We start from the raw sequence: 26,216 nt of genomic DNA on the forward strand, positions 1-26,216 counted from the left end.
AACGGGTTGAAGTTCGTAACCTATTCCGGATCGGCGCGTTTCCCCGCGCGTCGACGATTTCCGCCACGATGCCTGCGGAGGCGTCCGGGGCAGTGTGCTGCGGATCATCGAACTCGCCCGACACCTTCCGATTCCCGCTCCGTTGATTAGGAGTGCGTGAAGTGTGGAGGGGGGATCGAGATTGGTATCAGGAATGAATTGACAGACGTGGTGAATTCGAGCGGGTGGCAGACGCATATTCGCAGCTCAGAGTAGGGCTGATATGCAGAGGCCGCTGCCTGCTCTCCGGCCGGGCCGTCAGGCACCGTAAGCATGGGGATTTCCAGTGGATATAGCGATCGTCGGCCTTTCCTGCCGTTTTCCGGGCGCTCGCGACGTTACCGAGTTCTGGGCCAACTCGTTGAACGCTGCCCACCAATTCCGGCCGGTTCCGGCGGACCGCTGGAATCACGAGACCTTTTACTCGACCGACTTCCGCGAGAAGTACGCGACGTACACCGACCGGGTGGCATTCATCCAGGACGTGGAGCGGTTCGCGGCCCTGCACCACCGCATTCCGCCGCGCCGGGCGAAGGCCATGGACCCGCAGCACCGGTTGCTTGTCGACCTGGCGCGCGAGGCGGTCCAGGACGCCGGGTGGGAGCGGGACGGCGCCTTCGACAGGTCCCGCAGCGGCGTGTTCGTGGGCCTCAGCTCCTCCGACTACCGGGAGATCGCCGGCGCCCGGGTCATCGCGACCATGCTGGCCGACGGTTCGCTCCCGGCCGGCGGGCACGACCCCGCGCTGATCGAGGCGGTGGCGGAGGCGGCCGCCGCGATCGAGCCGGCCCAGTCCTTCTCGCTCGCCGGCAACCTGCTCAACATGGCGCCGTGCACGGTGTCCGAGCTGCTCGACCTGGGCGGCCCGGCGTTCGCCGTGGACGCCGCCTGCTCGTCCGCCATGGTGGCGCTGCACGAGGCGGTCAACCACCTGCGTACCGGGTCGTGCACCACCGCGCTGGTCGGCGGCGTGTTCGTCAACATGACCCCGAACGCGCTGATCGGCTTCTCCCGGGTCGGCGCGCTCTCCCCGGCCGGTGTCTGCCGGCCGTTCGACACCCGCGCCGACGGCTTCGTGCTCGGTGAGGGCGGCGCCATCGCGGTGCTGCGCCCGCTCGAGGACGCCGTGGCGGCGGGCGACCGCATCTACGCGGTGCTCAACGGCATCGGCACCGCCAACGACGGCCGCGGCGCCGGCCCGATGACGCCGAAGGCCGAGGGCCAGGAGGCGGCCATGCGGGCCGCGTACGTGGACGCCGGGCTGGAGCCGGGCGCCATCGACTTCCTGGAGGCGCACGGCACCGGCACCTCGGTCGGCGACCGGGTCGAGGTGGAGGCGATCCGCCGGGTCCGGCAGGGCAGCGCGAGCCGGCCCTGCTACCTCTCCTCCGGCAAGGCGATCATCGGGCACACGCTGCCGGCCGCCGGCGCCGCCGGGATCCTCCGCGCGTCGCTGGCCCTGCACCACAGCACGGTCCCGCCGCAGCCGGCGATCACCGAGAACGCCGACCTGCCGCTGGCCGAGGCCGGCCTGCAGATCACGACCGAGCCGCAGGAGTGGCCGGAGGTCGGCGACGACCGGCGGCGTGCCGGGGTCAACTCGTTCGGGTTCGGCGGCACCAACGTGCACGCCGTGCTCAGCGAGGCCCCGGAGCCGAAGGCCGAGCCGGACGGCCCCGAGGCTGACGGGCGACCCTGGCTGGTCCTGGTCACGGCAGGCTCCACGGAGCTGCTCTCCTCGTACGCGAAACGCCTCTCCACCATGGTCTCCACCGACCCGGCCCTGACCCCCGCCGCGGTGGCCCGGACCATGGCCACCCGCCAGGCGCTCCCGGCACGCCTCGCCGTCATGTGCCGCACGCGAGCGGAGCTCGCGGCCCGGCTGGCCCTCGCCGCGCAGGAGCTCTCGGCGGGCACGCTGGGCAGGCTCGGACCCGGCCTGTACGCCTCGGACGCGCCGCTCGACGAGGAGCGGCGCCGGCTGGCCTTCCTCTTCCCGGGCCAGGGCTCGCTGCGCCCCGGCGTGCTGCGCGACCTGGTGGAACGCTTCCCGCTCTTCGCCCGGTACGCGGGACCGCTCGCCGAGACCGTGGACAAGCGCACCGGTGTGGCCGTCTCCGACCTGCTCTGCGAGAACCCGGGTCCGGGCGCCGAGGAGCAGGTCAGCGCCACCCGGATCTGCCAGCCGGGCCTCGGCGTCACCGGCATCGGCATGACCCGGCTGCTCGCCGACTGCGGCGTCACGCCGGACGTCACCCTCGGGCACAGCGTGGGCGAGCTCGTCGCGGCCGTCGCGGCCGGCGCGCTCACCCCGGAGGACGGCCTCGACTTCCTGATCGAGCGCGGCGCCGCGGTGACCGCCGGCCAGGAGCCGCCGCCCGGCACGATGGCCGCGATCAAGGCGGACGCGAGCTCGTTCGAGGAGCTGCGGTCCGGGATCCGGGGCGTCTGGGCGGGCTGCTACAACCACCCAGCGCAGACCGTCGCGAGCGGTCACCGCGACGCCGTGGCGCACCTGGTGGAGCGCTGCCGTACCCGGGGTGTCCCGGCGGTCGAGCTGCGGGTGTCGCACGCGTTCCACTCGCCGCTGCTCAGCGAGGTGGACGACCGGGTCGCCGCGTACGCCGCCGATCTGGCGGTGCGGACCCCGGAGGTCCGGTTCGTGTCCAGCGTGGACCCGCAGGCGCCGGCCGAGCCGGCCCAGCTGCGCACGCTCTGGGGACGGCAGACCTCGTCGCCGGTGTTCTTCACCGACGCCGTCGGCAAGGCGGTCGAGGCGGGCGCCCGGATCCTGGTGCAGGTGTCGTCCGGTGACGCCCTGCTCGGGATGGCCGCGCAGATCCCGTCGTCGGCGCCGCTCGACAAGATCATGCTGATGCCGGCCGAGCCGGACGGCGGATACGCCCTGCTCGAAGGCCTGGGGCGGCTCGCCGTCGCGGGTGTGCCGGTCGATCTCACCCCGCTGTTCGAGGGCCTCGGCGTGCCGCTGCTCACGCTGCCGCCGTCGCCGCTCGCCACCCAGCACTACTCGATCCGCCGCGCCGCCCGTGAGGACGGGCCGCGGCGGGCCGCCACCCGGGCCGGACGCCCGGCGGCCCCGGCCGGGCCGGCGGCACAGATCGCCGAGATCGAGGTCCGCGAGCCTGCGCGCGTGGCGCTGCCGGTCGCCAGAAGGAATGGAGATTCCACGCCAGTGAACGACGTCATTTCGCTGATGCGGGAGCAGCTCGAGGTTCTGCGTGGTCTCGGCGCCGCTCCCGAGCTGCCCTTCGCGGAGGCCGCGCCCGCTCTCGAAGCGGCTCCCGCCGTTCCCGCTCCCGCTCCCGCTCCGCCGGCGCCGGCGCCGATCCTGCCGGAGCCGAAACCCCGTGCCGCCGTCCCGGCGCAGAAGGCCGCGCCGAACGACACCGGGCAGATCGTCGCCGAGATCGCGGTGATGGTCGGCAGGATCAGCGCGTACCCGTCCGACCTGGTCCGGGCGGACCAGACGTTCAGCGCCGACCTGGGCTTTGACTCGATCATGACGGCCGAGCTGGTCTCCGCGGTGAAGCGCCGCTGGCCCGACCTCGAGCTGGACCCGGCCGAGGTGTTCGAGGTGACCACGGTCGGCGAGCTGGCCCAGGTGCTGTCCGGGGCCCTCGGCGGATCGCCCGCCCCGGCCGCTGCTCCCGAGCCGGTCCCGGTCCCGGCGCACGCCGCCCCGGCCCACGCCGCGCCGGTCGTCCCGTCGGCCGAGCGGGCGCTCGCGGTCCCGACCCGCAAGGAGGTCGCCGACGTGGCGTACCTGCCCGAGGTCGTCGAGTTCCAGCGCCGTGGCGTGATGCTCGACCGGGTCGGCGTGACCAACCCGTACTACCTCGTGCACGACAGCGTGATCGGTCGCGGCACCAAGGTCGGCGGGCGTCAGCTGATCTCCTTCTCCAGCTACAACTACCTGGGGCTGACCGGGCACCCGATGGTGGCGTACGCGGTGAAGGAGGCCGTCGAGCGGTACGGCTCCTCGGTCTCCGCGGCCCGCATCCTCTCCGGCAACCGGGCGCTGCACGACGAGCTCGACCGGGCCCTCGCCGAGCTGGTCGGGGCGGAGGACGCGATCACCCTGATCGGCGGCCACTCCACCAACGTCAGCGTGATCGGCCACCTGGTCGGCCCGGACGACCTGATCGTGCACGACGCGCTCGCGCACGACAGCATCCTGCAGGGCTGCCGCCTCTCCGGGGCGAGCCGCCAGCCGTTCGCCCACCAGGACTACGCGGCCCTGGACGCGCTGCTCACCCAGACGCGCGACCGGTACCGCCGGGTGCTGATCATCGTCGAGGGCGTCTACAGCATGGACGGCGACATCTGCGACCTGCCGGCCCTGATCGCCCTGAAGAAGAAGCACGGCGCGCTGCTCATGGTCGACGAGGCGCACAGCATCGGCGTGCTCGGCGCCCGCGGCGGCGGCGTCGGCGAGCACTTCGGCGTGGACCGGGCCGACGTGGACGTCTGGATGGGCACCCTCTCCAAGTCCCTGGCGAGCTGCGGCGGGTACATCGCCGGCCGGCACGAGCTGATCGAGTACATGCGGTACACGCTGCCCGGCTTCATCTTCAGCGCCGGCATGAGCCCGGCCAACGCGGCCGCGGCGCTGGCCGCCCTGCACATCCTCCGCGAGGAGCCGCAGCGGCTGGCCGCGCTGCACAACAACTCGGCGACCTTCCTCCGGCTGGCCCGGCAGGCCGGCGTCGACACCGGGACGAGTGAGGGCACGCCGGTCGTGCCGGCCATCACCGGCGACTCGATCAAGGCGCTGCGGCTCTCCGACACGCTGCTGAAGAACGGCGTGAGCGCCAACCCGATCCTCTATCCGGCGGTCAAGGAGAAGCTGGCCCGGCTGCGGTTCTTCATCACCGCCGAGCACACCACGGAGGACATCGAGAACACCGTGGACCTGCTGGCCCGCCACCTCGACCCGGCGACAATGCCACAACCCGCGTGAGCCTGCGATGACATCGGTTACCCCTCGCCGGGCGAAGATCGCCCGGCCCACCGCGACCACCGGCCCGGCTACCGGGCCGGTGGTCCGGCTCGTCACGCGCCGTCCCAAGTCCGTGCTGGTCACCGCCCTGCTGCTGGCGGTGGCCGCGATCGTGTTCAGCGGCGACCTGATCGGGTCGCTCAAGACCGGCGGCTTCGACGATCCGAGCTCGGAGTCGGTGAAGGGCCGGCACGGGCTGGCCCAGCACTTCCACGCGGCCGATCCGAACCTGGTCGTGATGGTCTCGAAGCCCGGCGGGTCGGTCGACGACGCCGACGTGGTGGCGGCCGCCTCCCGGGTGATGCAGCGGCTGTCCGCGACCGGCGGGGTGACCGTGGTCGGGTCGTACTGGAATCCGAAGAAGCCGGTGCCGCAGCTGGCCGGCCGGGACCGGGACAAGGGGGTCATCCTCGCCCGGGTCGACGGCGACGAGGACGTCAGCGCCGACCGCGTCCTGGCGTTGCATGATCAATTAGCCGCGCCCACCGCCGGCGTCAAGATCGAATTCGGCGGCCTCACCCAAGTCAACAACGACATCAACGAGCAGGTGACGACCGACCTCGCCCACGCCGAGGCGATCGCCATCCCGATCACGCTGGTGCTGTTGCTGCTGGTCTTCGGCACGGTCTGGGCGGCCGGCGCGCCGCTGCTGATCGGCATCTTCTCGATCCTCACCACCCTGGGGACGCTGCGCCTGCTGGCGGTCTTCACCGACGTGTCGGTCTTTGCCGTCAACATGGCGACCGCGCTCGGGCTCGGCCTGGCCGTCGACTACAGCCTGCTCTTCGTCTCCCGGTACCGGGAACAGCGGCTCCGCGACCCGGACAAGTACGCCGCGCTGGCCACGACGATGCGGACGGCCGGGTCCACCGTCGTGTTCAGCGCGGCCACCGTGGCGGTCGCGCTCTGCAGCCTGCTGGTCTTCCCGCAGTACTTCCTGCGCTCGTTCGCCTACGCCGGCATCGCCGTGGTGATCGCCACGGTCTGCGCCGCCCTGATGGTCCTGCCGGCCCTGCTCGTGCTGCTCGGGGACCGGATTGACAAGTGGCCGGTGCTGCGCCGGCGGACCTCCGCGGGCGGGCACGCGCCGTTCTGGGGACGGGTCGCCGGGCACGTGATGCGGCGGCCGTTCCGTACCGCCGTACCCGTGATCTTGATCTTGCTCGCGCTCGCCGCGCCCTTCGCCCACATCAAGTTCGGCATCGCCGACGACCGGGTGCTGCCGAAGGACGCGGAGAGCCGGGTGGTCGCCGACGCGATGCGCACCGAGTTCGCCGGTACCGGCAGCGGAGCCACCGTCGTGGTCGCCGAGCGGTGGGGCACCGGCACGAACGGCATCGGGCGGGCCGCCGTCTACGCGGCGCGGCTCTCCCAGGTCGACGGGGTCGCCCGGGTGGACAGCATGGCCGGGACGTTCGTGCACGGGACCGCCGTGCCCGGCGCGATGACCGCGCATCCGCGGACCTTCGCCTCGGGGAAGTGGGCGACCTATTTCTCGGTGCTCAGCGACGTCGAGCCGTACTCGGCGAAGGGGGCCGAACTGGCGCGCGCGATCCGGGACGTCCCGGTGCCGGCCGAGGTGCCGGTCATGGTGACCGGACCGGCCGCCCAGCTCGTCGACATCACCGGCTCGATCGGCGGCCGGCTCCCGCACGCGCTGATCCTCATCGCGATCACCACGTTCGCGCTGCTCTTCCTGCTGACCGGCAGCGTCCTCCTGCCGATCAAGGCGCTCGTCTTCAACCTGCTCACGATGAGCTCGGTCTTCGGGGTGGCCGTCTGGATCTTCCAGGACGGGCATCTCTCCGGCGTGCTCGGCTTCACCGCGACACCGCTGACCGTGGCGATCCCGGTGCTGCTGTTCTGCGTGGCGTTCGGGCTGTCGATGGACTACGAGGTCTTCGTGCTGTCCCGGGTGATCGAGCGGCATCGCCAGGGGGCGGACCTGCGTACCGCGGTGGTGGAGGGCCTGTCGCACAGCGGCCGGGTGATCAGCGCGGCCGCCGCGATCCTCTCGGTGTCGTTCCTGGCCATGCTCGTCTCCGGGGTGTCGTTCATCCAGTTCTTCGGCCTCTGCGCGGCGCTCGCGATCATCCTGGACGCGCTGCTGGTGCGCCCGGTGCTGGTGCCCGCGTTCATGCGCCTGCTGGGCCGGTGGAACTGGTGGGCGCCCAAGCCGCTGCGCGCCTTGCACGCACGACTGGGTCTGCGCGAGCACGTCTGATCGACGCCGGTCGGTTGGTCGCGCCGGGTGCGCGACCAGCCGGCCCCTTCCGGGTACGTTTTTGTCGGACCCCTCCGATACAACTACGCCCCATGAGCATCCCCTACGAGCGCCGCAGCTCGGCCCCGGTCATCGAGCCGGTCCGGCCGCGCAAACTGGCGAAGGTGCCCTTCCTCGAGCTCGCCGAGGGCCGGCTGCAGGGCGTGGTGTCGAGCGGCTCCGACGTCTCCCGGGTCTACGTCTCCTCGATCACCGCGGGCGACCACGGCCTGAGCTGCAACACCAACAACAACCGTCCCTGCGGCGGCCTGAGCGGGTCCTACCCGTGCAACCACCTGCGCTCGCTGCTCGCCGAGGCCACCCTGCAGTACGGGTCCGGCCGGGTCGCGCGTTACCTGCGCATCGAGGTGGCCGACGACGCCGACCTGATCACCGGGCTGCACCCGGTCGCCGCCCCCGGCCGGGCGGCCGAGGTGTTCAGCAGCTTCCTGCGCCACCTGTCCTATCTCGAGCTGCCGCCCACCACCGACCCGCTGCCCGAGCTGCAGTGGTTCCCGGCTCCGGGGGTGGCGCGCTGATGCTCGCCGACGCCCTGCGCGCCCGGCCCGCCGGCCTGACCGAGACGCTCGCCCTGGCCGACGGCCTCGACGACGCCCTCGTCCACGGCCTGGCCCGGATCGACGAGGAACGCGCCGCCTCGCTCGAGGCGCTGACCGGCGCGTTCGCCGGATCGCCGCTCGGCGACCGGGTGGCCGACTCGATCGGCAAGCTGATCGCCGGGACGGTGACCGACGAGCACCTGGCCGTGCTGGCCGGCTGCCGGGCCGCCCTCTTCGGCGCGGCCCACGACGCGCTGCTCGCCCCGTTCGGCCGCGAGCGCCGGCCCGCGCCGGCTCCGGCGCCCGGCCCGGTCCTGGTGGCCGCCGGCAGCCGGTCCTGGCTGCGGGAGCTGGCGATCGCCGGCTGGCACGGCGTCGACCACGAGCTGGCCGCGGCCGGCTCGCCGACCGTGCAGGCGCTGCTCGCCGACCCGGCCGCCGCCCGCCTCGCGGTCCTGCTCGACGGGTTCGCCGCCGAGCTGCGGGCCGCCGCGCCGGTCGCCACGCTGGAGCGGATCCCGGTCCGCCGCTGGGCCGACCTCTGGTCCCGCGCGCTGCTCCTCTCGCAGGAGGGCTTTCCGGCCGCCGCGGGTGAGACCGTCGACGGCCGGCTGCTGTTCCTCGGCGCCGACCTGCACGAGCACCCCACGGTCTTCCGGGTCCAGGCGCACGGCCTGCTCGAGACGGCCGGGGGAGAGGCGCGCGTGGTGCGCGTCTCGGTGGCCGCTCCCAAGGTCGAGACGATCACCGGGCCGTCCGCCTGGCGGATGCTCGGAGCCTTCCCGGTCCTCCGGGCCGTGCTGGCCGGGCAGCGCTCGGCCGAGGTCAGCGGCCTGACCCTGATCGGCGGCGACCTGATCTGGGACGAGTCCCGGGCCGCCGCGGGCGAGCCGGCCGAGGTGTTCGCGACCGCCCGGGTGCTGCTCGGCGCCGCGACCGCCGCGGCCGTCCCGCCGCTCGACAGGCACCCGGCCCTGATCGCCGAGCCGGTCCTGCTGGAGGGTTACACGCCGGGTGCCGACGCGCTCGTCGTGGACGGCGTCACCCTCCCGGTCGACCTCGACCGCCTGCCCGCCGCCGGTCCGCTCACCCCGGCCCTGATCGCCGCGTCCACCGCCTGCGTCGGGCTGCTGCGCTGGGACGCCGGGAGCTGGTCGGTGCAGCCACTCGCCGTGCAGGCCACGGTGAAACGCAAGGCGGTCACGGTGTCCACCGCCGACTGGGCCCTCGGCCCCACCGAGGCGAAAGCCGCGAAGGCGGAGGCGGTCGCCGGCACGGCCGTCGACGTGCTGCGCGAGCGCGCGGGAAGGCTGCTGCGCCGATGACCGCCACCGAGAACCGCCGCCAGGTCCTCTACTGGCGCCTGCTGGCCCGGCTCTTCGACCCCGACGAGCAGCCCGCGCTCGAGTCCGGCAGCATGGCGATCGTCGACGACCTCGGCCTGCCCGCCGCGCTGCTCGACCCGTCCGTCTCGCTGGACACCGTGGTGCAGCGGTTCCCGCAGCTCGAGGCGGAGTTCGACGGTCTGCTCAGCGGCGCCGGCGACGACCCGGGCGACGAGGTCCGCCGCGCCGCCCTCGTCTCCAAGCTGCTGCTCAACGTCTTCGGCACCGGTCAGGGCGACGTCACGGCCGGTCAGCTGGCCCGCTGGCAGGCCGACGCCGGCTGGTTCGAGCGGGCGCTCGGCTGCCGGCCCGGCACCCTGCGCGGCCGTCCCGGCGGTTCCTCCTCCTCGTCCTCCCCGTCCTCCTCCTCCGGCGGCGGTCCCGGTGGCTCTCCGTCCGGGACGGGTGGCGGGCGCGCGGCCGGCACCGGGCCGGGCAGCGGCTTCCACGCCGACCTCGGGCCGTGCCTCGCGGCGATCGAGGCCGACCTGGTCAGCCGCATGCGGCTGCGCGAGGTGCTGGCCGACCCGCGGCTGGCGAGACAGCTCACCCCGAGCATGTCGCTGATCGAGCAGCTGCTGCGCGACAAGGACAATCTGGACGGCGTGGCCCTCGCCAACGCGAAAGCGCTGATCCGGCGCTTCGTCGACGAGGTGGCCGAGGTGCTGCGCACCCAGGTGGCGCAGGCGAGCACCGGCACGATCGACAGGTCGATCCCGCCGAAACGCGTCTACCGCAACCTCGACATCGACCGCACGATCTGGAAGAACCTGCCCAACTGGGACCCCGAGGAGGAACGCCTCCTCGTCGACCGGCTCTATTACAAGCAGACCGCGAAACGGGTCACCCCGGCCCGGCTCATCGTGGTGGTCGACCAGTCCGGCTCGATGGTCGACGCGATGGTGAACTGCACGATCCTCGCCTCGATCTTCACGGGCCTGCCGAAGGTCGACGTCCACCTGGTGGCCTACGACACCCGGGCGCTCGACCTGACCCCGTGGGTGCACGACCCGTTCGAGGTGCTGCTCCGCACCCGGCTGGGCGGCGGCACCGACGGCACCGCCGCGCTCGACCTCGCCCGGCCGAAGATCGCCGACCCGCGCAACACCGTGGTCGTCTGGATCTCCGACTTCTACGAGTGGAAGGAGCAGGCCGTCTTCGACGGGATGGCCGCCATCCACCGCTCCGGCGCCCGCTTCATCCCGGTCGGCTCGGTGAGCAGCGGCGGGCAGCAGAGCGTCAACCCCTGGTTCCGCCAGCGGTTCAAGGACCAGGGCACCCCGGTCCTCTCCGGCCGCATCCAGAAGCTCGTGATCGAGCTCAAGAACTTCCTCGCCTTCTAGGAGACACCCCATGACCGACATGCTGCGCGCCCCCGCCGAACTCAAGTACGCCGACGAGCTGGACTGGCTCGAGTCGATCGACGACGGCCCGAAGCCGTTCTCCTGGCGGCTCAGCCCGAAGATGGTGCGCCTGTTCATCCTCGGCTCGGAGCGCGCCGACGGCCTCGACCGCGAGATCAGCCCGAAGTGGTTCGGCGACCGGAGTTTCGTCGAGCGCTCCATCGTCACCCTCGCCTCCGACCGCGGCCTGCTGCTGATCGGCGACCCGGGCACCGGCAAGAGCTGGCTCGCCGAGCTGCTCGCCGCCGCGATCAGCCGCAACTCGACGCTCGTGGTGCAGGGCACCGCCGGCACCACCGAGGACCACATCAAATACTCGTGGAACGTCTCGATGGTCATCGCAAAAGGACAGTCCCGCGCCTCGATGATCCCGTCGCCGATCATGACGGCGATGGAGACCGGCGTGATCGGCCGCTTCGAGGAGCTGACCCGGTCCACCAGCGACGTGCAGGACGCGCTCATCTCGATCCTGTCGGAGAAGTACGTCTCGATCCCCGAGCTCGACTCCGACAACATCGTCTTCGCGAAGCCCGGCTTCTCGATCATCGCGACGGCGAACAGCCGGGACCGCGGCGTCAACGACCTCTCGTCCGCGCTCAAGCGGCGGTTCAACTTCGTACGCATCCCGGTCGTCACCAACAAGAAGAGCGAGGCGGAGATCGTCCGCTTCCGCACCGAGGAGCTGCTGCGCCGGCACAACATCGAGCTGGAAGTCCCGCCGACCCTGCTCGACGTGCTGCTGCAGAGCTTCGCCGACCTGCGCGCCGCGGCCGGCTCGGCCACCAGCGACGACGAGCGCCTCGAGTCGGCGCTCTCCACGGCCGAGCAGATCGGCGTGCTGGAGGACGCGATCCTGCACAGCAACTTCTTCGGCGCCGCGACGCTCACCGCCGAGACGCTGGCCGGCTCGCTCGTCGGCTCGCTGGCCCGGCGCAGCCCGGAAGACCTGGCGATCCTCAACAAGTACTGGCACGGCGTGGTCGAGCCGCGCAGCCGGGAGAACGGCGGCGAGTGGGACGGCTTCCTCGAGGGCGGCCGCCAGGCGATCGCGACCCTCTCGTGAGCGGATCCCTCGTCTCCCCGGCCGGCGGCGGGCCGTTCGGCGCGCTCCGGGATCAGCTGCTCGGCGCGGCCGAGTCGCTGGCCGGCGGCCCGGCCGCGCTGCCCGAGATCCTGACCGGGATGGTCGACGACGTCGCGCTCGCCCTGCGCGAGCCGCTCGAGATCTTCCCGGTCTGCCACCACTCGCCGGCCTCGGCGCTGGCGATGGCCCGGCGGCTGCGCGAGAAACAGCCCAAGGTGATCTATCTCGAACTCTGCGAGGACCTCGCGCCGCTCCTCACCGAGCTGCGCAACTGCCGGCTGCCGGTGGCGCTCCAGGCGTTCGCGTCCGAACTCGACGGTTTCCCGGTCGAGTCGGCGCCGCTCAGCGTCGTCGCGCCGATCACCGAGGCGTCCGCGGAATACCAGGCGATCGCGTACGCCCTGCAGACCCCGGGCGTCGAACTGGTCCTGGTCGACCGCTCCACCGACCACGTCTTCCAGTGGCAGCCCTCGGTCGAGGCGCACCCCGGCGAGGAGCCCGAGGACGACCTGCACGGCGACGCGGTCGGCGTGGAGATCGGCGACCTGCGGCCGCGCTTCGCCGAGCTGGAGGAGCACCTGCTGCACCACGGCCGGGTCCGGCACTGGTCGGAGTGGTGGGACCAATACGTCGAACAGCCGCTGGCCGGGGCCGACCACGAGACGTACCGGCAGGTCATGTTCATGGTCGGCAGCCTCTTCCGCCGGCTCGACCCGCACGACACCCGGCGGTTCGCGACCGACGAGGACCGCGAGCGCTACATGTGGACCCGGATCCGCGAGCACCTCGCGGCCTCCGGCGCCGACCGGGCCGACTGCCTCTTCATCTGCGGCGCCTTCCACGCGTCGAGCCGGGTCGCCGAGGCGGGCTCCGAGCCGGGCACCCCGGACTTCGCGATCACCGGGCGGACCGCGACGAAGTGGCTCTACGGGCTCATCCCGTCCAGCCACTCGGCGATCGAGGCGCAGTTCGGCCTGGCGCCGGGCTCGGTCTCGATCGCGGCGGCGACCTGGCGGAAATCGCTGCTACGCGGTGGGGTGAAGCCGTTCGCGCTGGGCGGTCGCAAGAGCAGCCGCGGCAAGACCCCGGCGCCGGTCGCCGCGGGCCCGGTCACCGACCAGCTCAGCGGCTACCTCTCCGGGCCGCCGGCGCTCGACGGGCTCGACGAGGAGGAGCTGCGCACCTGGTGCGTCGACATCGTCCGGCTGGCCCGCCGCAACGGCTACCTCGCCAGCACGGCCGACGCCATCGCGGTGTTCGAGACGTCGGTGCTGCTCGCCGGGATGCGGGGGAGGCGGCGGCCCACGCCGTACGACTTCCAGGACGCGGCGGTCACCTGCATCGAGAAGGACACCGTCCCGGGCCGCCGCGACGTGCGCCGGCTCTGCGAGATCCTGCTCGGCGGCGACCGGATCGGCCAGGTGGGCTACGACGCCCTGCCGCCGCTGGCCCGCGACGTCTACGACCGGCTCGCCCCGCTCGGGCTCAACCTCGAACAGCGGACGATCCAGCGCGCCCTGCTCGACCTCGCCGCCCGCCCCGAGCTGGCGGCCTGCTCCCGGCTGCTCTGGATGCTGCGCTACCTGCTCCCCGACCAGGCGGTCCGGCCCATCATGGGGTCGCGGCGGCTCGGCGAGAAGCACATCCAGGAGAGCTGGGACCTCGACCTCGGCCGGCACCAGCGGACCATCATCGAGCTGGGCTACGAGGGCGTCACCGTCGAGCAGGTGCTGGAGCAGCGCCTGCGCCGGTCCGCCTGGGACCCGAAGGCGACGGCCGCGACGGCGCTCAAGGCCGTCGAGGACTCCCTGCTCTTCCTGCAGAGTCCGCGGCTCACCGAGGAGCTCGGCGCCCGGGCGGTGGAGCTGCTCGCCGCCGAGCGCACTGTCGACGAGGCGCCGGCCGTGCTCCGCCGGATCCGCCGGCTGATGGCGCACTACCGCGCCACCCGCCCGGAGCTGCCGGGCTGGTGCGAGCGGTTCGTGACCGAGGGGTACGCGCACTACTGCACCCTGCTGCCGACAGCCTTCGTCGACGACGACACCGGGGTGCGTCAGGTCGGGGCGATGCTGGGCTTCCTGTTCAGCATGGAGAGCCTCGCGTTGTCGCTGGGCTGTGACCGTACGCAACTCGAGCTGGCGGTCCGCCAGTCCCACCCGGAGGCGCCGGCCAAGCTCGCCCTGCTCTGGGCCGCCCGTCACCAGCTCGGCGACCTGCCGATGGCCGACCTCCGCGCCCGCGTCGACGACCTGCTCGCCAACCCGCTGGTGGTGCCGGCGTTCCCGCAGTACGTCAGCGGTTTCGTGCAGGCGCTCGAACCGGTGCCGAGGCTCGCGCCGTTCGTCGTGGAGACCCTGTCGAAGGCGTTCGGCCGGCTGCCCGACCCGGTGCTGCTGCCATGGCTGCCCACGCTGATCACCACCCTGAAATCCCAGGCGGCCGAGCTCATCCCGGTGCTGACCAGGGAGGCGGGGCGCACCTTCCCGGCCGCCCTGCCCGCCCTCGACGCGTGGACCCCGCCCTGGCTGGCCCGCCCCGCCAGGCCCCGCCCCGGCCCCTCACCCGCCGGCGCGGGCCGGCCGAGCCCGGTGTTCGCACTGCTGGCAACCCACCCGGCCACCACCGACGCGGTGGCGGCCCTGCTCGGCGGCGCCCCGGGCACCTGGTCCGAGGCGGCCGAGCCCGGACCCTCCGACGCGGTGGCCGCTTTCCTGGCCGCCCATCCCGGCACGGCAGAGGCGGTGGCCCACCTGATCACAGCCTGAGGAGAGAGAACCCACGCCTCGCCGAGGCCGCCCCGAACACCAGCGACGGCGGCGGCCTCGGCGAGGCTGCGGTCCCGCCCGTGCCGCGGTGATGCCGGCCGTGTGTGACCCGGCGGTGGGGGAGGGGCTGCTCCTCGTCCCACCGCCGGGAGCGGTAGTTGGTGCGGGGCCGGGCCGAACCCCCCTGGCCGGGCCGGCCCCGCACCTGTGGAGTGGTGGACTAGAGGACCGCGCAGGTGGTGCCGTTGAGGGTGAAGGCGGTCGGGGCGTGGTTGCTGCCCGTCCAGCTCGCCAGGAAACCGACCGAGGTTGAGGCGTTCGGGGCGAGGGTGCCGTTCCAGGAGGCGTTCGCGACGGTCACGGCGGCGCCGGACTGGGTCGCCGTGCCGTTCCAGAGCTGGGCCACCTGTTGGCCGCCGGTGAACTGCCAGGCCAGCTTCCAGCCGCTGACCGCCGAGGAGCCGGTGTTGGTGAGCTTGACGTCGCCCTGGAAGCCGCCCGGCCAGCTGCCCGTCACGCGATAGGTGACAGCGCACCCGCCATTCCCTGAGGAAGAAGACGGCGAAGAAGACGGCGACGAGGAGGGCGAGGACGAGACCGACGGGGACGGGGACACCGACGAAGACGACGGGGACGGGGAGACGCCGATCTTCGACGGGTCGACGACGCCCCAGTACGCCTGCTTCGCCTGGAGGCGGGTGTCGAAGAGCAACGGCGCGTCCTTGCGGGTGACCGGGAAGGTGTCGAGCCAGGTGTTGTCGTCGGCGAGGCCCCACAGCGTCACCGAGGTGATCTCCGAGGCGTAGCGGGTGAAGAGCGCGAACATGTCGCGGTAGACGTACGCCTGCTGCAGCAGCCGGTCGGCGGGCGGGGCCGGGAAGCTCTCGCCGTTGTTCGTGTAGATGCTGACGTCCATCTCGGTGACCTGCTGCTCGACGCCGAGCGGGACGAACTTCTGGATCATCGCCTCGGTCTCGGCGATCGACGGCCAGCTCACGTTGATGTGCATCTGGTGGCCGACGCCGTCGATCGGCACGCCTTCGGCCTTGAGCTGCGCGACCAGGTTGTAGAGCTTGTCCCGCTTGGCCGGCACGTTGGTGTTGTAGTCGTTGATGAACAGCTTCGCGTCCGGCAGCACCTCGCGGGCCACCCGGAAGGCGGTACGGATGTAGTCGAGCCCGGCCACGGTGTACCAGGTCGACCGCCGCAGGCCGTCCGCCTGGTTCTCGTCGATCACCTCGTTGACGACGTCCCAGACGCCGATCGAGGAGCCGTAGTGCCCGGCCACGTTGCGGATGTGGTTCTCCAACCGGGACAGCAGCAGCGCCTTGTCCTCGGCCGTCGCGGTCATCGGCTGCCCGTCGGCGCCGGTGAACACCCAGGACGGCGTCTGGTTGTGCCACACCAGCGTGTGCCCGCGGACGGCCAGCCCGTTCGTCTTCGCGAACGCGATCAGCGGGTCGGCCTGGGCGTACGTGAAGGTGTTCTCGGACGGCTCGGTGGCGTCCCACTTGAGGGCGTTGCCGGGCGTCACCGAGTCGAAGTGCCGGCGGAGCAGCGCGCCGTGGTCGGTGACGATCTCGGCGCCGGTGATCGCGGCGCCGACCGGGAACGCGGTGACCGCGTCGCGGACCGCCGGGATGTCCGTCTGGATCGGCAGTGACGGCACGTAGGAGGCGGTCACGTCGTCGAGGAAGAACGAGCCGGTCGTCGACGCCGTCTCCACGTAGACCCGGAGGAAGTCGACGTCGGTGGCGAGCGTGTACCGGCCGGTCAGGTTGGTCCAGCCGCCCGCCGTGACGGCCGTGTTGCCGACCACCTGGTCGTAGGAGGCGACCTCGCCGGTGCGGCGCTCCACGCTGAGCCGGGCGTTGTCCGAGCCGGACTCCATCCGTACCCAAGCGGAGATCGTGTAGGCGGTGCCCTTCTCGAACGTCCCGAGCACGTCGTGCGACGGGCCCTGCCAGGCGGCGGTCCGCCCGGAGACGGCGAGGCTGCCGGTCCCGCCGTGCGCGACGGCGGTGCTGTGGGCGATCGTCTCGGCGGACCGCCCGGCCCAGCCCTGGGCGGTGCCGTCCTCGAAGTCGCTGGTGAACACCGTGATCGGGGCGGGATCTTCGGCGGCGCTCGCGGTGGTGGCGACGGTGACGGCGGCGACGGGGGCCGCGACCAGGAGGGTGGCCGCGGCGAGTCGCGCGAGAGCGCGCATCTGCGTGGTCCTTCGCGTGAGGGGGGTACGAAGAAAAGTGACGCTCATCGTTACATGGGAGCGCTCCCATTACAACGCGGTGACGGAACTGTTTCCGGCCCCGCTGAGAACGGTGAGGAGGGCCTGCTCCCATTGGTGGCGGCGTCGCCGTTTTTAAGTCGATTTGGAACTATCTGCGTTCGGGAAACCATTAGAACTCTCATGGCGAATTCTTAGAAATCGCTTCTAGGTTTGAGTAATGCAGACTGTGGCGGTCGTGCCGTGATGACGGTTCTCCGCCCGGGGGGCGAGCAGGATCCGCCTCCGGGGGAGAGAGCGCCGGGCGCGATGGGGGCGACGGCGCCGGGCACGACGGGGGAGCAGGCGCCGGACACGACCGGGGAGGCGCCGCGGGCCAGGAGACGGTGGAACACGCCGGAACGGCGTCGCCGCATCCTCGTGGCGGTCGTCGTCGTGTGGGCGGTCGCCCTCACGGCGCTGGTCCTCGTACAGAATCGGGGTGAAACCACCGACCCCGCCGCAGCCGCCCCCTCGGCCTCGCCCTCCGCCTCGGACGCGCCCCTCACCGTCGCCGAGGTCTCGCAGGCGCTGACGCCGTCGGTCGTGGTGATCGAGACGGCCGGCCACGACTCGCAGAACCACCTCGAGGCCGGCACCGGCACCGGCGTGATCGCCAACGCCGACGGCACCATCATGACGGCGGCGCACGTGATCGACGGCGCCGAATCGATCAAGGTCACCTACGCGGACGGGAGCAGTTCCTCCGCGGCGATCGTCGGTCAGGACGACGAGCAGGACATCGCCACGATCAGGCCGCAGAAGCTGCCCGAGACGCTCGTGCCGGCCGTGCTCGGCGGCGGCGTGGCGGTCGGCGACGACGTCGTGGCGATCGGCAACCCGCTCGGTCTCGCCTGGAGCACCAGCAGCGGCGTCGTCTCCGGGCTGGACCGCAAGCTCGACCGCGACGACTCCGCCGACATCGCGGGCCTCATCCAGTTCGACGCGGCGGTCAACCCGGGCAACTCCGGCGGGCCGCTGATCAACACGCGCGGGCAGGTGGTCGGCATCGTCGTGGCGCTGGCCAACCCGACCGACGCGGGCACCTTCATCGGCATCGGCTTCGCAGTGCCGATCGGCGCGGCCCTCGGCGGCGGCGACGGCGACGGGCAAGCACCTCCTCTCTGAGCACAAAGGACGGTTTCATGAGCTGGACCGACGCGCCGGCGGCCTCCGCCGGGCCGATCGAGAAGGTGCTCTACGAGGTCAAGAAGACCATCGTGGGCCAGGACATCCTGCTCGAACGGCTGATCGTGGCGCTGCTGGCCCGCGGGCACATCCTGGTCGAGGGCGTCCCCGGCCTGGCCAAGACGCTCGCCGTGAAGTCCCTGGCCGAGGCGATCGGCGGCGACTTCCACCGCGTCCAGTTCACCCCCGACCTGGTGCCCGCCGACATCGTCGGCACCCGGGTCTACCACCAGCCGACCGGCGCGTTCCAGGTGCAGCTCGGGCCGGTCTTCACCAACCTGCTGCTCGCCGACGAGATCAACCGCGCGCCCGCGAAGGTGCAGTCGGCGCTCCTCGAGACCATGCAGGAACGCCAGGTCACGATCGGCCGCGAGACGCACAAGCTGCCGAACCCGTTCCTCGTGATGGCGACCCAGAACCCGATCGAGAACGAGGGCGTCTACCCGCTCCCCGAGGCGCAGGTCGACCGCTTCATGATGAAGGTGGTCGTCGGCTACCCGTCGCTGACCGAGGAGTTCGTGGTGGTCGAGCGGGCGCTCGCCCCGGCCGCCGCGATCCAGAAGATCATCAATCCGGAGACGCTGGTCGCGCTGCAGCAGGAAGCCGACCGGGTCTACGTCGATCCCTCGCTCATCGACTTCGCCGTGCAGCTCGCGCACGCCACCCGTGAGCCCGGCCGGGTCGGGCTCACCGACCTGGCGCGCTACGTCACGTTCGGCGCGAGCCCCCGGTCGTCGATCAGCCTGGTGCTCGCCGGGCGGGCCCTCGCCTACATTCGCGGCCGGGAATACGTCGTGCCGGAAGACCTCAGCGACCTCGCCCTCGACGTGCTGCGGCACCGGCTCGTGCTCTCCTACGAGGCGCTCTCCGACGAGGTCACCCCCGACCTGATCATCTCGAAGATCCTGGCGAACCTGTCGTTCCCCGAGCCGCGCGGGGGCCGCTGAGACATGGTGACCGCCCCCGACCGTCTGCTGCGGCGTCTCGAGTGGAAGCTCGGGCGCCGGCTGGACGGGCGCCTGCAGGGCGCGTACCGCACGGTGTGGCACGGCACCGGGCTCGACTTCACCGATCTCCGGTCGTACACGCCGGAGGACGACGTCCGGCACATCGACTGGAACGTGACGGCCCGGCTCGACGAGCCGCACGTCCGGCAGTACACCGAAGACCGCGAGATGACCGCCTGGTTCGTCGTCGACCGGTCGGCGTCGATGCGGTTCGGAGGTCATGAGGGCAAGCAGTCGATCGCCGCCGAGCTCGCGATCGGCCTGGCGCGACTGATCTCCCAGGGCGGCAACAAGGTGGGTGCGGTCCTCTTCGACAATGTCGACAGAAAGGTCGTTCCGCCTCGCGGAGGCCGGGATCAGATTCTGCGGATCGCGCGCGAGTTGACCCGTACGGATGGGGTGTCTTCAAAAGGCGCAACCACTGATTTGTCGGAAATGCTCCGCCTAGCAGCGACCACCACCTCGCGTCGCCGCAGTCTCATCTTCGTGATGTCCGACTTCATCGGCGACCCGGGCTGGGAGCGGCCGCTCGCGATGCTCACCCACCGGCACGAGGTCGTGGTGATCCGGGTCGTCGACCCGGCCGAGCTGGAACTACCCGACCTCGGCCTCGTGCTCGTCGAGGACGCCGAGACCGGCGAGCAGATCCTCGTCGACACGAGCGACCCGCTGCTCCGCGGCCGGCTCGCCGAGCAGGTCGGCGCCCGCGAGGACGCGCTCGCCGCCGCGATGCGGAAGGCCGGCGTGCGGCCGCACCGGGTCACCACCGATCAGGACCTGCTCGCCGTGCTGATCGACATGGTGAGGCGGTCCGGCCGATGAGCTTCCTGAACCCCCTCGTCCTGGTCGCCGCCGTGCTGGTGACCGCCGGGGCGGTCTACGGCTACGTCGCGCTGCAGCGGCGCCGAGCTGCGGCCCTGAGCGCCGCCGGATTCGGGTCGATGGTCGGCGGCGGACTGCGCCGGCACCTGCCCTACGCCCTGCTGCTCGCGGCGCTGCCGGTCATGCTGATCGGCCTGGCCCGGCCGCAGGCGCAGGTCGCGGTGCCGCGCGTCTCCGGAACCGTGCTGCTCGCCTTCGACGTCTCCAACAGCATGTCGGCGACCGACGTGGCGCCGAGCCGGCTCGCCGCGGCGCAGGCCGCCGCCACCGGATTCGTCGAGGAGCAGCCCGACACGGTCGACGTCGGCGTGCTCGTCTTCGGCGACCAGGCACTGCTGACCCAGGAGCCCACCGACGACCACGCCGCCGCCGTGGCCGCGATCCAGCGGGTGAAAGCGAGCGGCGGAACCTCGCTCGGGCAGGCCATCCTGGTCGGGCTCGGGACGATAACGGGCAAGCCGGTGTCGCTGGAGTCGACGCAGGCCGATCTCGGCTACTGGCCCTCCGCCACCATGGTCGTCTTCTCCGACGGCGAGGAGACCGGCGGACCCGACGTGCAGGCCGCGGCCGAGCTCGCCGCCGCGGCCGGAGTCCACATCCAGACCGTCGGCGTCGGCACGGCCCAGGGCGGGACCGTCGAGGTCGACGGCTTCCAGCTGGGCACCGCGCTCGACGAGTCGCTGCTCACCGCGGTCGCGCAGGTCACCGGCGGCACCTACCACGCGGCCGGGGACGCGGCCGTGCTCGCCGACACCACCAAGTCGATCGACCTGCGCCTCACCACCGAGAAGGAGCCGCTCGAGCTGACCGCGCCGTTCGCCGCGGCCGCCCTGCTCCTGCTCACGCTGGGCGGGCTGCTCGGCACCCGCTGGCACGGAAGGATCGTCTGATGTCGCTGAGCTGGCCGTGGGCGCTGCTCGCGCTGCTGATCGTTCCGTTGCTACTGGCCGCGCGCTGGTTCCTGAACAGGCGTCGCAAGCGGAGCGCCGTGACGGTCTCGAGTGTCGCGCTGATCCGGGCCGCGTTGCCGGGTCGGACGGCATGGAGGCGGCGCATCCCGATATTTCTGTTTTTATCCGGATTAATCGCCCTGGCTGGCGCTGTCGCGCGTCCTCAGGCCTCGGTCGCCGTGCCCTCCAACAACACGACGATCCTGCTCGCCATCGACGTCTCCGGTTCGATGTGCAACACCGACATCGCCCCCAACCGTCTCGCCGTGGCCGCCGACGCCGCCCGCGAATTCGTCGAGGCCCAGGAAGGCGAGACGAAGATCGGTCTGGTCGCCTTCTCCGGCATCGCCGGCCTGCTCGTGCCGCCGACCACCGACAAGCAGCCGCTGCTCGACGCCATCTCCACCCTGAAGACGGCCCGCGGCACCGCTATCGGCCAGGCCATCCTCACCTCCGTCGACGCGATCGCCGAGACCAACCCGGACGTGGCCGCCACCGGCGTCGACCTCGGCGACACGGTGCCGCAGACCGGCGACTACGAGGCCGACACGATCGTCGTCCTGACCGACGGCTCCAACACGACAGGCGTCGACCCGGTCACCGCCGCCCAGGAGGCCGCGGCCCGGCGCCTGCGCGTCTACACGATCGGCTTCGGCACCACCGACCCGCAACAACTCGTCTGCACGGCCGAACAGGTGAACGGCGACTCCCCCTTCGGCGGCGGCAACGGCTTCGGAGGCAACGGCTTCGGAGGCGGCGGCTTCGGCGGCGGCGCCCGAGGCGGCGCCCGCGACCTCGACGAGGAGGCGCTCACCCAGGTCGCCGATCTCACCGGCGGCCGCTACTTCAAGGCCGAAGACGCCGAACAGCTCACCGGCGTCCTCGCCGACCTGCCCAGCGAATTCGGCCTCACCAGGCAGAACGTCGAGATCTCCTCCTGGTTCCTGCTGGCCGGCTTCCTCCTCGTCGGCTCGGGCATCGGCCTGTCGCTCTGGTGGAACAGAGGTCCGACGATCCGTCGCGCTTAACCCCATTCTTGTACGAACCACACCTCCCCAACCGCATCAACGACAGTCCCCTGGCGCACCACACCTGCGGCCACCTTCCGCCGGCTCACGCCGCCGCCGGCCCCGGCGTGCCCGCACGCCCCACCCGGCCGTCCCGGTTTTCCGAAGCCGGCCGCGCGCTGTATCGCCGTCCCGCCCGCCCGCCCGTCCCGCCGCTGTCTCGCCCGCCGTCCCGCCGGCAATGGACCGCAGCCGGTGGCCGGGCGGGCTGCAGCCTGTGGTTGTTCGCGCGGCGTGTCGGGAGCTATGGGCTGCAGCCGGTTGGGGGTGTTTGGGGTCTGTTCGGGTGGCTGGTGGGGTTGGCTGGCGCTGAGGGCTGGGTTGGCGGTCGATTTGTGGCTCTGTGGTGCAGCTGGTGGGCGTTGGCTGGCGCTGAGGGCTGGGTTGGCGGTCGATTTGTCGCTCTGTGGTGCAGCCGGTGGGGGTTGGGGAGTCGTGGGGGCGGGGCGGTGTTTATGATCTTGCCGCGTGATCCACAGGAAACTGTCCATTGTGGCAGCAATAGGATTGATCGCCGCTAATGTAGCGTTGGGTGCTTCGCCCGCCACGGCCGATGAGGTTCCGGAGACTCGGGTGGAGCCGCCGCGGGTCGAGCTCGTCCTGGACGTCAGCGGGTCCATGCGGGCGGACGACATCGACGGCGAGACGCGGATCTCGGTCGCGAAGCAGGCCTTCAACGATGTCGTCGACGCGTTGCCGGAGACCACGCAGCTCGGTATCCGGGTGCTCGGGGCCACGTACGGCGGCGAGAACAAGAAGGTGGGTTGCAAGGACACCCAGCAGATCGTCGAGGTCGGGCCGGTCAACCGGGTGGCCGCCAAGAACGCGATCGCGACGCTGAAGCCGACCGGGTTCACGCCGATCGGGCTGGCGCTGCGCAAGGCGGCCGAGGACCTGGGGGACACCGGTTCGGTACGCCGGATCGTCCTGATCACCGACGGCGAGGACACGTGCACCCCGCCCGACCCCTGTACGGTCGCCCGCGAACTGGCGGCGCAGGGCACCAGCCTCGTGGTCGACACGCTCGGCCTCACCCCGGACGAGAAGACCCGCAAGCAGCTGGTGTGCATCTCGACGGCGACCGGCGGGACGTACGCGTCGGCGGACAGCGAGGAACAGCTCACCGAACGGATCAAGCAGGTGGTCGACCGGGCCGCACTGCCGCCACCGGTCGTGCCGGCCACCGTCGCCGGCGCCGAGGATTGCACGAAGGCGCCGTGGCTGGCGGCCGGGGTGTACACGGACCGGGAACTGATCGGGGAACACCGGTACTACCGGGTCGCCGTGCGGCCGGGACAGGAACTGCGGGCGTCGGTGAGCATCGCGCTCGACCGGGAACTGAACCGTGACTACGGGGTGCTGCTGAAGGCCTCCACCGAGGGCGGGCGTGAGCTGGTCCGGGGCGTCGACGCCGGGAGTGGGCGGGCGGACGTGCTGTCCACGGGCCTGAGATGGTCTGGTGATGATAAATCCGAAAAGTCGGGCGGCGAGGAGGAAGGCGATGAGGAAGGCGAGGAGGAAGGCGATGACGGAGGGCGTGCCGAGGGCGACGATGCGGGACGCGGTGAGCGTGACGCCGTGGAGAGCGTCTGCCTGATCGTCAGCAACTCGTTCGCCTCGAAGACCGCGGCCGGTGCGCCCGGCATGCCCCTCGAACTGAGCATCGACCTCGTCGACGCCTCGCAGACCCCGGACGCGCCCGGCCTCGGGCGCGGCTGGCTGCTGCTCTTCGTGCTCGCGATCGCGGGCCTCGTCGCCGGTGTCCTGGCCGGCTGGCTGACCCGCTGGTGGGTCGCCACCTGGAGGGAGAACTGACATGCGGGCCGTTCGACTGATCGCCACCGCGAGCCTGACCGCCGCCGTGGCACTGACCCTGGCCGGCCTTCCGGAAGAGCCTGCCCAGGCCGGCCTTCCGGAAGGGCCTGCCCAGGCCGGCCTTCCGGAAGGGCCTGCCCAGGCCGGCCTCGCAGAAGAGCCGGCTACCCTGGCGGGCCCGGCGACGAGACTCGCCACCCCCTCGCCGGCGCCGGCCGTGAGCAGCGCCGGCACCTCGTTCCTCACCGCCGTCGGGATCTCGCCTGATCAGCCGGCGCGTGTGAGTGCGGTGACCGGTGACTATCTCTACTGGTCGTTCACCGCCTCGGCCGGGCAGAACCCGACGCTGGCGGCGACCGTGGCGCTGCCCGATTCCGGCCGTACGGGTGCGCAGGCGTGGACCGTCGAGGTGTTCGACGGGTTGCGCCGGCGGCAGGCGTGTGTGGCGGGGGAGCAGAGTCCGGTGGCCGATACCGGGGCGTCGTCGCTGACGCTCGGCTGCCGGTTGCGGCAGGTACGTTCGTGGGCCGAGCCGTGGGACTCCGACCCGCTGCCGGGGACCTACTATGTGCGGCTCTCCAGCACCGAACTGCCCGAACAGGATCTCGGTCTGCCGATCGACGTCGACCTCACGCTGACCGCGCCGGAGGGGGACACCGGCGCCGACCAGGGTGAGCTGGAGGCGCCGCTGGTTCCGGTCAACCGTCCGGGTCAGGTTCTGACCGCGGCGCCTCCGGTGGAGGAGGCCGAGGAGACCGGGAGCGGTTTCTCGGTGCCGGAGTTCTCGTCCCGCTGGGTGTGGACGGTCGGCGGTGGCGTGCTGGCCGCGATCGCCGGTCTGGTCGGCTTCTCCTGGACCCGCAGGCGCCGGCCCTGAGCGACGCGGCACGCGCGGGCGCCGGCCCTGAGCGACGTGGCACGCGCGGGCGCCGGCTCTGACCGACGCGGCTGCCCTTGATCCCGGCGAGAGGTCGGGATCAAGGGCAGCGCGTGTGAAGAAGCGTGCGGGAACGCCGGTGCCGGCGGCGGCGTGAGCCGGCGGAAGGTGGCCGCAGGTGTGGTGCGCCACGGGACTGCCGCCGATGCGGTCGGGGCGGTGTGGTTCGTACGAATGATGGTTTTAAAGGCGCTGGAGTTGAGTGACGACCATGGCGATCGCGAAGAAGCCGTAGAAACCGATCGCTATGAGCATGCCGCCCAGGCGCCAGCCCCGCATGCGGATCGGGGCCGGGAGGTCGCGCGTGTTGAGGCGGACCAGCAGGATCGAGTAGAGCAGTGTCACGACCGAGGCGGCGCAGGTCGAGACGATCAGCAGGCCGAGCGGCTGGTCGAAGCCGGCCAGCAGGATGGCGGAACCGAGGACGATCTCGGCCCAGACGACGGCTAGGTAGAGGCGGGGCTCGGTCCAGCGGGCGGAATCGGTCAGGTAGTTGCGACGCAGGAAGTCAGAGGCGAGCCGTCCGATGATGTCGAGCAGGCCCATCGCCGCCGCCCAGAGGGAGACTGCCGCGACCGCGAGGAAGAGCAGGCGCAGCCAGCCGCCCACCTCGGAGGAGAAGATCTCGCCCTGGATCCGGAGGAAGGACGGGTCCGACTTGAGATCGTCGCGACCGAAGAGCGTCTCGTAGGCGAGCAGGCTCATGATGCTGATCGTCACGAAGCAGACCGCCACGAACGTGACCAGGTGCTCGGTGTTCGCCCGCTTCCACCACACCTTCCAGCGGCCGAGTGAGGTGTCGTCGAGCGGGAACTCGTAGCGGTCGGCGCCGGCCGCCTCCTCCTGACCGGTGATCGGGGAGATCAGCCGGGGCACGTGCGCCCCCATGCCGTAGCGCTTGTCCCGGATCCAGTTGCTGAGGACCAGATTGTGTACGCCACCCGCACCGGCAGCCCCGATCGCGCTGAGGATGAGGGTGAACGTGATGCCGTCGGGGATCTGACCGAACTCGGTCACGGTGGCCTTGGCACCCTCGCCCCACGTGCCCAGCGAGATCACGAAGATCACGACGACGACGAGGAAGAAGAGGGTGAGCGCGACCTTGACGAACTCGACGCGCTCCACCGTCGTGTAGATCACTTTGGACACGGTCAGCAGCAGGCCGACGACCACCAGGGTGGCCACCGTGATCCAGACCGGGTCGCCGCCGCCGATCAGGTAGGTGAAGACCGTCGAGCCGCTCGTGGCCCAGCCCGGCCAGACGTACTGGAAGGCGCCGGCCAGGCAGATGATGATGCCCCAGCCCTTCCACCAGCGGGAGAAGCCGGCGAGCGCGGTCTGCCCGGTCGCCAGGGTGTACCGCTCGATCTCCATGTTGATGACGAACTGCACGGCCAGCGTGGTGAAGGCGAGCCAGAGCAGGCCGAGACCGCCGATCGCGGTGAGGTAGGGCCACAGGATGATCTCGCCGGCGGCCATGCCGATGCCCACGGCCACGATGCCGGGACCGATCATGCGACGGAGGGAGAGGGGTTCCGGGAGTTCCCGGGTCGTCGTGTCGGTGATCATGGGAACGCTCCCTTTC

16 protein-coding genes are annotated in these 26,216 nt (G+C 71.7%); 14 read left to right on the forward strand and 2 right to left on the reverse strand.

Going from position 1 to position 26,216, the window contains the following annotated elements; translation table 11 throughout:
- Positions 1-325: 325 nt before the first annotated feature.
- The 7 genes from AB0G10_RS04895 (at position 326) to AB0G10_RS04925 (ending at position 14,519) form a co-directional block, all read left to right on the forward strand.
- Positions 326-5,020, forward strand: a complete 4,695-nt coding sequence (locus AB0G10_RS04895; protein WP_360916547.1) for an aminotransferase class I/II-fold pyridoxal phosphate-dependent enzyme — start codon at positions 326-328, stop codon at positions 5,018-5,020.
- A gap of 7 nt (positions 5,021-5,027) precedes the next feature.
- Positions 5,028-7,283, forward strand: coding sequence for an MMPL family transporter (locus tag AB0G10_RS04900; RefSeq protein ID WP_360916550.1), 2,256 nt, complete (start codon positions 5,028-5,030; stop codon positions 7,281-7,283).
- Positions 7,284-7,375: 92 nt separating this feature from the next.
- Positions 7,376-7,861, forward strand: a complete 486-nt coding sequence (locus tag AB0G10_RS04905) for a hypothetical protein (protein ID WP_360916553.1) — start codon at positions 7,376-7,378, stop codon at positions 7,859-7,861.
- Positions 7,861-9,207, forward strand: coding sequence for a hypothetical protein (locus AB0G10_RS04910; protein WP_360916556.1), 1,347 nt, complete (start codon positions 7,861-7,863; stop codon positions 9,205-9,207). Before AB0G10_RS04905 ends, AB0G10_RS04910 begins: the two co-directional genes overlap by 1 nt.
- A complete protein-coding gene (locus AB0G10_RS04915) occupies positions 9,204-10,610 on the forward strand; it encodes a VWA domain-containing protein (RefSeq protein WP_360916558.1) in 1,407 nt (468 codons plus the stop codon). Before AB0G10_RS04910 ends, AB0G10_RS04915 begins: the two co-directional genes overlap by 4 nt.
- 10 nt (positions 10,611-10,620) lie before the next feature.
- On the forward strand, positions 10,621-11,733 hold the full coding sequence (locus AB0G10_RS04920; protein ID WP_360916560.1) for an AAA family ATPase: 1,113 nt from the start codon (positions 10,621-10,623) through the stop codon (positions 11,731-11,733).
- Positions 11,730-14,519: a DUF5682 family protein gene (locus AB0G10_RS04925; RefSeq protein ID WP_360916563.1), complete on the forward strand. Its 2,790-nt coding sequence runs from the start codon at positions 11,730-11,732 to the stop codon at positions 14,517-14,519. The genes AB0G10_RS04920 and AB0G10_RS04925 overlap by 4 nt, the downstream gene beginning before the upstream one ends.
- 220 nt (positions 14,520-14,739) lie before the next feature.
- Here AB0G10_RS04925 and AB0G10_RS04930 read toward each other — a convergent pair whose 3' ends face one another.
- Entirely contained in the window at positions 14,740-16,728 is a 1,989-nt protein-coding gene (locus AB0G10_RS04930; protein WP_360916566.1) for an endo-1,4-beta-xylanase, read from the reverse strand.
- Between the two features lie 264 nt (positions 16,729-16,992).
- Here AB0G10_RS04930 and AB0G10_RS04935 point away from each other — a divergent pair, with 264 nt between their 5' ends.
- From AB0G10_RS04935 to AB0G10_RS04965, 7 genes are all read left to right on the forward strand, one after another.
- A complete protein-coding gene (locus tag AB0G10_RS04935; protein ID WP_360916569.1) occupies positions 16,993-17,913 on the forward strand; it encodes a trypsin-like peptidase domain-containing protein in 921 nt (306 codons plus the stop codon).
- 17 nt (positions 17,914-17,930) lie between these two features.
- Positions 17,931-18,920, forward strand: coding sequence for a MoxR family ATPase (locus tag AB0G10_RS04940; protein WP_360916572.1), 990 nt, complete (start codon positions 17,931-17,933; stop codon positions 18,918-18,920).
- Positions 18,921-18,923: 3 nt separating this feature from the next.
- The gene (locus AB0G10_RS04945) at positions 18,924-19,802 is read left to right on the forward strand and encodes a DUF58 domain-containing protein (protein ID WP_360916575.1); all 879 of its coding nucleotides are present in this window, start codon (positions 18,924-18,926) and stop codon (positions 19,800-19,802) included.
- A complete protein-coding gene (locus AB0G10_RS04950) occupies positions 19,799-20,752 on the forward strand; it encodes a VWA domain-containing protein (protein WP_360916578.1) in 954 nt (317 codons plus the stop codon). Before AB0G10_RS04945 ends, AB0G10_RS04950 begins: the two co-directional genes overlap by 4 nt.
- Positions 20,752-21,840, forward strand: a complete 1,089-nt coding sequence (locus tag AB0G10_RS04955) for a VWA domain-containing protein (RefSeq protein ID WP_360916581.1) — start codon at positions 20,752-20,754, stop codon at positions 21,838-21,840. Before AB0G10_RS04950 ends, AB0G10_RS04955 begins: the two co-directional genes overlap by 1 nt.
- 507 nt (positions 21,841-22,347) lie before the next feature.
- Positions 22,348-23,694 (forward strand): VWA domain-containing protein, encoded by a 1,347-nt coding sequence (locus AB0G10_RS04960; RefSeq protein ID WP_360916584.1) that lies wholly within the window; start codon positions 22,348-22,350, stop codon positions 23,692-23,694.
- Between the two features lies 1 nt (position 23,695).
- Complete coding sequence (locus tag AB0G10_RS04965; protein ID WP_360916587.1) at positions 23,696-24,571, forward strand: peptidase; 876 nt, start codon at positions 23,696-23,698, stop codon at positions 24,569-24,571.
- A gap of 243 nt (positions 24,572-24,814) precedes the next feature.
- Here the strand turns inward: AB0G10_RS04965 and AB0G10_RS04970 are convergent, their stop codons facing one another.
- Positions 24,815-26,200 (reverse strand): Nramp family divalent metal transporter, encoded by a 1,386-nt coding sequence (locus AB0G10_RS04970; RefSeq protein ID WP_360916590.1) that lies wholly within the window; start codon positions 26,198-26,200, stop codon positions 24,815-24,817.
- Between the last annotated feature and the right edge of the window lie 16 nt (positions 26,201-26,216).

Source organism: Actinoplanes sp. NPDC023714, from assembly GCF_040639855.1.
Taxonomy (GTDB): domain Bacteria; phylum Actinomycetota; class Actinomycetes; order Mycobacteriales; family Micromonosporaceae; genus Actinoplanes.

Bases quoted from the DNA above. Each gene is read 5' to 3' on its own strand.
- AB0G10_RS04900 (WP_360916550.1), top strand. From the start codon at position 5,028: ATGACATCGGTTACCCCTCGCCGGGCGAAGATCGCCCGGCCCACCGCG.
- AB0G10_RS04905 (WP_360916553.1), top strand. From the start codon at position 7,376: ATGAGCATCCCCTACGAGCGCCGCAGCTCGGCCCCGGTCATCGAGCCG.
- AB0G10_RS04910 (WP_360916556.1), top strand. From the start codon at position 7,861: ATGCTCGCCGACGCCCTGCGCGCCCGGCCCGCCGGCCTGACCGAGACG.
- AB0G10_RS04915 (WP_360916558.1), top strand. From the start codon at position 9,204: ATGACCGCCACCGAGAACCGCCGCCAGGTCCTCTACTGGCGCCTGCTG.
- AB0G10_RS04920 (WP_360916560.1), top strand. From the start codon at position 10,621: ATGACCGACATGCTGCGCGCCCCCGCCGAACTCAAGTACGCCGACGAG.
- AB0G10_RS04930 (WP_360916566.1), bottom strand. From the start codon at position 16,728: ATGCGCGCTCTCGCGCGACTCGCCGCGGCCACCCTCCTGGTCGCGGCC.
- AB0G10_RS04935 (WP_360916569.1), top strand. From the start codon at position 16,993: ATGACGGTTCTCCGCCCGGGGGGCGAGCAGGATCCGCCTCCGGGGGAG.
- AB0G10_RS04940 (WP_360916572.1), top strand. From the start codon at position 17,931: ATGAGCTGGACCGACGCGCCGGCGGCCTCCGCCGGGCCGATCGAGAAG.
- AB0G10_RS04945 (WP_360916575.1), top strand. From the start codon at position 18,924: ATGGTGACCGCCCCCGACCGTCTGCTGCGGCGTCTCGAGTGGAAGCTC.
- AB0G10_RS04950 (WP_360916578.1), top strand. From the start codon at position 19,799: ATGAGCTTCCTGAACCCCCTCGTCCTGGTCGCCGCCGTGCTGGTGACC.
- AB0G10_RS04955 (WP_360916581.1), top strand. From the start codon at position 20,752: ATGTCGCTGAGCTGGCCGTGGGCGCTGCTCGCGCTGCTGATCGTTCCG.
- AB0G10_RS04965 (WP_360916587.1), top strand. From the start codon at position 23,696: ATGCGGGCCGTTCGACTGATCGCCACCGCGAGCCTGACCGCCGCCGTG.
- AB0G10_RS04970 (WP_360916590.1), bottom strand. From the start codon at position 26,200: ATGATCACCGACACGACGACCCGGGAACTCCCGGAACCCCTCTCCCTC.